Annotated in this window: 4 protein-coding genes; 2 read left to right on the forward strand and 2 right to left on the reverse strand. The window is 58.7% G+C overall.

Annotation, left to right across the window (positions count from 1 at the left end):
- Nucleotides 1-28 precede the first annotated feature (28 nt).
- Both gorA and FN633_RS03500 read right to left on the reverse strand, forming a co-directional pair.
- The gene (gorA, locus tag FN633_RS03495) at nucleotides 29-1381 is read right to left on the reverse strand and encodes a glutathione-disulfide reductase (protein WP_154056758.1); all 1353 of its coding nucleotides are present in this window, start codon (nucleotides 1379-1381) and stop codon (nucleotides 29-31) included.
- 69 nt (nucleotides 1382-1450) lie between these two features.
- Nucleotides 1451-2293, reverse strand: a complete 843-nt coding sequence (locus tag FN633_RS03500) for a 23S rRNA (adenine(2030)-N(6))-methyltransferase RlmJ (protein WP_154056759.1) — start codon at nucleotides 2291-2293, stop codon at nucleotides 1451-1453.
- Between the two features lie 199 nt (nucleotides 2294-2492).
- Between FN633_RS03500 and prlC the strand changes: the two genes are divergently transcribed.
- Both prlC and rsmJ read left to right on the forward strand, forming a co-directional pair.
- Nucleotides 2493-4535, forward strand: coding sequence for an oligopeptidase A (prlC, locus tag FN633_RS03505; RefSeq protein ID WP_154056760.1), 2043 nt, complete (start codon nucleotides 2493-2495; stop codon nucleotides 4533-4535).
- A 7-nt stretch (nucleotides 4536-4542) separates the two neighbouring features.
- Nucleotides 4543-5295, forward strand: coding sequence for a 16S rRNA (guanine(1516)-N(2))-methyltransferase RsmJ (rsmJ, locus tag FN633_RS03510; RefSeq protein ID WP_154056761.1), 753 nt, complete (start codon nucleotides 4543-4545; stop codon nucleotides 5293-5295).
- Nucleotides 5296-5300 lie beyond the last annotated feature (5 nt).

Genomic DNA, 5300 nt, shown 5'->3' on the forward strand with positions numbered 1-5300 from the left:
AGGCCTCGATCTCTACTCTTTAAAACAATTAACGCATCGTCACAAACTCTTCTGCCGCCGTCGGGTGGATCGCCACGGTGTTATCAAAGTCTTTCTTGGTTGCGCCCATCTTCAGCGCCACGGCGAAGCCCTGCAGGATCTCATCCATGCCCTGGCCGATGCCGTGAATGCCAACAATCTTCTCTTCCGGGCCGACGCAGACCAGCTTCATCCGGCACGCCTGGCGGTGCAGGGTGACGGCGGTGTACATGGCGGTAAAGGAGGAGGTGTAGACCTTCACCTGGTCATCGCCGTACTGCTCGCGCGCCTGCGGCTCGGTCAGACCAACGGTGCCGATAGGCGGATGGCTAAAGACCACGGTAGGAATGTTGCTGTAGTCCAGATGCTCGTCCGGCTTGTTGTTGAACAGACGTTCTGAAAGACGACGGCCTGCCGCCACCGCAACTGGCGTCAGCTCAACCGCGCCGGTGTTATCACCGACCGCATAAATGCCTGGCACGCTGGTGTTCTGGAACTTATCGACAATGATGTGGCCTTTGTCGTTGGTTTTTACCCCGGTGACGTCCAGGTTGAAGGTGTCGTTAGCCGGTTCGCGGCCAATCGCCCAGATTAGGCAGTCAACGGTCTCGCTCCGGCCATCCTCCAGCTCCAGCGTCAGGCTGCCATCGCTGTTTTTCACCACAGCTTTCGGCGTGGCGTTGGTATGCAGCGACGGACCGTCAGCCATAATTGTCTCAACCAGCGTCTCAACGATCAGCGGATCGAAGCTGCGCAGCGGGGCATGCTTACGCACAAACAGGTGCGTCTCTGCGCCCAGGCCGTGCAGCACGCCTGCCAGCTCCACGGCGATATAGCCTGCACCAACAACCGCAACGCGTTTCGGCAGAGCGGTAAGCTCAAAGAAACCGTCGGAGTCGATGCCGTGCTCAACGCCAGGAATATCCGGGTAGCTCGGACGCCCACCGGTGGCGATCAGAATATGGTCGGCGGTAAGGGTCTCGCCGTTGACCTCAACGGTTTTCGCATCGACAAAACGAGCAAAGCCGCGGATCACATCCACGTTATTTTTACCCAGCACGTTCTCATAGGAGCTGTGGATGCGATCAATATAGGCCGTGCGGCTGGCCACCAGGCGCTGCCAGTCAAAGTTGTTGATGGTGGCATCAAAACCATAGTCTGGGCCGTAGAGATTTACCGCTTCGGCAATCTGCGAGGCATGCCACATCACTTTTTTCGGCACGCAGCCTACGTTCACGCAGGTTCCGCCCAGCTCTTTCGCTTCAATCAGGGCACATTTTTGGCCATACATGGCCGCACGGTTAATAGACGCAATACCGCCGCTGCCGCCGCCAATGGCGATGTAGTCGTAGTGCTTAGTCATAACGTTTCCTTAATGAATTTTTGCTTAGAGTGTAACGCGATGCCCTTAAGGTTCCACCGATGGCTGTGATTATTCGGGTACGACCCAGTTCACCAGCGTATGGCCGATGCCAGCCGGAACCAGCTTGCTGTGCAGCCAAGGCAGCACGCTGTTCATCTGCTGCTCCAGCTTCCACGGCGGGTTGATCACAATCATGCCGGAGGCGGTCATGCCGCGCTGGTCGCTGTCCGGGCGAACCGCCAGCTCGATCTGCAAAATACGGCGGATGCCGGTGGCTTCCAGCTCTTTTAACATGCGTTTGATCTGCGCGCGCATCACTACCGGATACCACAGCGCATAGGTGCCGGTTGCAAAGCGCTTATAGCCTTCGTTGATACCCTGAACCACCGCCTGGTAGTCGCTTTTAATTTCGTAAGGCGGGTCGATCAGGATCAGACCGCGGCGTGACACCGGCGGCAGCTTGGACTTCAGCTGCTGGTAGCCGTCGGCACGTTCTACGCGGGTGCGGCTATCTTTCTGGAACTCTGAGCGCAGCAGCGGAAAATCGCTCGGGTGCAGCTCGGTCAGTTGCAGGCTGTCATGCTCGCGCAGCAGCTGGCGGGCGATCAGCGGCGAGCCAGGGTAGTAGCGCAGCTGGCCGCTACGGTTGAAGTGGTTTACCACGCTGATGTATGGCTCCAGCTCGGCAGGCAGATCGTCCTGCTGCCAGATGCGGGCGATACCTTCCAGGTATTCGCCGGTGCGTTCGGCATGCTCGCTGCTCAGCTGATAACGCCCCGCGCCTGCGTGGGTATCCAGATAGAGAAAAGGTTTCTCCTTCTCTTTCAGTGATTCAATAATCAGGCTCTGAACGGTGTGTTTTAAAACGTCGGCATGGTTGCCGGCGTGGAAGCTGTGGCGATAACTGAGCATGGAAGGAACAATCCTGGGAAGTAAAAACAGATAGCCGATAGTTTACCGCAGATTGCGGCAAATTACCGCAGCGGTGCCGTTGCCAGGGCGCAAAAGCGCAACGTGCGGCATTGAAATTAACTACACTAAACCCCATCCTAGCTCTTACAGGAACGAGCGCCGCCCGAGCGCTTGCGATTATTTCTACAGGACAGCGCTTATGACCAATCCATTACTGACGCCCTTCGACTTGCCGCCGTTTTCCCAGATTAAACCTGAGCATGTGGTTCCCGCCGTAACGAAAGCGCTGGAGGATTGCCGCGAGGCGGTAGAGCGCGTGGTGGCTCAAGGGGCACCCTATACCTGGGACAACCTTTGCCAACCGCTGGCGGAGGTGGACGATCGCCTTGGCCGCATCTTCTCACCTATCAGCCACCTGAACTCGGTGCAGAATAGCCCGGAGCTGCGTGAAGCCTACGAGCAGACGCTGCCGCTGCTCTCTGAGTACAGTACCTGGGTGGGCCAGCATGAGGGGCTCTACCAGGCCTGGCGTAACCTGCGCGAAGGTGAAGCCTATACCGTGCTGGATCTGGCGCAGATGAAAGCGGTGGATAACGCCCTGCGTGATTTTGAACTGTCCGGTATCGGTCTGCCGAAAGAGAAGCAGAAGCGCTACGGTGAAATTGCCGCGCGTCTCTCTGAGCTGGGCTCGACCTACAGCAACAACGTGCTCGACGCCACTATGGGCTGGAGCAAACTGATCACCGATGAATCCGAGCTGTCCGGCATGCCGGAGAGCGCTCTGGCACAGGCCCAGGCGCAGGCGCAGGCCAAAGAGCAAGAGGGCTGGCTGTTAACCCTCGACATCCCGAGCTATCTGCCGGTGATGACCTACTGCGATAACCAGGCCCTGCGTGAAGAGCTTTACCGCGCCTACAGCACCCGCGCCTCCGATCAGGGGCCGAACGCGGGTAAATGGGATAACAGCCCGGTGATGGCGGAGATCCTTGCTCTGCGTCACGAGCTGGCCCAGCTGCTGGGCTTCGACAACTATGCCCACAAATCTCTCGCCACTAAAATGGCCGAGCATCCGCAGCAGGTGCTGGACTTCCTGATGGATCTGGCGAAACGCGCCCGTCCGCAGGGTGAGAAAGAGCTAGAGCAGCTGCGTGCCTTCGCCCGCGCTGAATTTGGCGTTGATGAGCTACAGCCGTGGGATATCGCTTACTACAGCGAAAAACAGAAGCAGCACCTCTACAGCATTAGCGATGAGCAGCTGCGCCCCTATTTTCCGGAGAACAAAGCCGTTAACGGCCTGTTCGAAGTGGTTAAACGCATCTACGGCATTACGGCTAAAGAGCGTAAGGATATCGACGTCTGGCATCAGGACGTGCGTTTCTTTGAGCTGTATGACGAAAGCAACGAACTGCGCGGTAGCTTCTATCTCGATCTCTACGCCCGTGAGAACAAGCGCGGCGGAGCGTGGATGGACGACTGCGTTGGGCAGATGCTGAGAGCCGACGGCTCGCTGCAAAAACCGGTCGCCTATCTGACCTGTAACTTCAACCGTCCGGTCAGCGGCAAACCGGCGCTGTTTACCCACGATGAAGTGATCACCCTGTTCCACGAGTTCGGTCATGGCCTGCACCATATGCTGACCCAGATCGCCGTGCCGGGCGTGGCGGGCATCAGCGGGGTACCATGGGACGCCGTGGAGCTGCCGAGCCAGTTTATGGAAAACTGGTGCTGGGAGCCGGACGCGCTGGCGTTTATCTCTGGCCACTACGAGACCGGCGAGCCGCTGCCGAAAAGCCTGCTGGATAAGATGCTGGCGGCGAAGAACTACCAGGCCGCGCTGTTTATCCTGCGCCAGCTGGAGTTTGGCCTGTTTGATTTCCGTCTGCACGCCGAGTTCAGCCCGGAGCAGGGAGCGAAAATCCTCGAAACCCTGGCCGAGATCAAATCGCAGGTGGCAGTTATTCCGGGCCCGAACTGGGGACGCTTCCCGCACGCCTTCAGCCATATCTTTGCTGGTGGCTACGCGGCAGGCTACTACAGCTACCTGTGGGCCGACGTGCTGGCGGCGGATGCCTACTCCCGCTTCGAGGAGGAAGGGATCTTCAACCGCGAAACCGGCCAGGACTTCCTCGACCACATTCTGACCCGCGGTGGTTCAGAAGAGCCGATGGAGCTGTTCAAACGCTTCCGTGGCCGTGAGCCGCAGCTGGACGCGATGCTGGCGCACTACGGCATCAAGGGCTAAGCACGGCGTGAAAATCTGCTTAATAGATGAAACAGGCACCGGAGACGGTGCCTTATTGCGTCTTGCGTCCCGTTTTGACTTGCAACATGACGATGACAACCTGATGGCGCTGGTGCTGACGGCAGAGCATCTTGAGCTACGTAAGCGCGATGAGCCCAAGCTTGGCGGCATTTTCGTTGATTTTGTTGCCGGGGCGATGGCGCATCGACGCAAGTTTGGCGGCGGTCGCGGCGAGGCGGTCGCGAAGGCTGTAGGCGTTAAAGGCAGCTATCTGCCGGACGTCGTCGATGCCACCGCAGGCCTGGGTCGCGATGCCTTCGTGCTGGCTTCCATTGGCTGTCGGGTGCGAATGCTGGAGCGTAACCCGGTGGTGGCGGCGCTGCTGGAAGATGGCCTGACGCGCGGCTATGCCGATGCGGAGATCGGATCCTGGCTGCGGGAGCGTCTGCAGCTAATCCATGCTTCAAGCCTGACCTCGCTGACGGATATCACTCCGCGCCCGCAGGTGGTCTATCTCGATCCGATGTTTCCGCACAAGCAGAAGAGCGCGCTGGTGAAAAAGGAGATGCGGGTATTTCAGTCGCTGGTTGGGCCGGATCTGGACGCCGATGGCCTGTTGGAGCCTGCTCGTGCGCTGGCAACCAAGCGTGTGGTCGTGAAGCGCCCCGATTACGCTCCGCCGCTGGCAGACGTTGCCACGCAGAATGCAGTAGTGACCAAAGGCCACCGGTTTGATATCTACCCCGGCACCCCGACGTAATTTAC

The organism is Pseudescherichia vulneris (assembly GCF_902164725.1).
GTDB lineage: Bacteria > Pseudomonadota > Gammaproteobacteria > Enterobacterales > Enterobacteriaceae > Pseudescherichia > Pseudescherichia vulneris.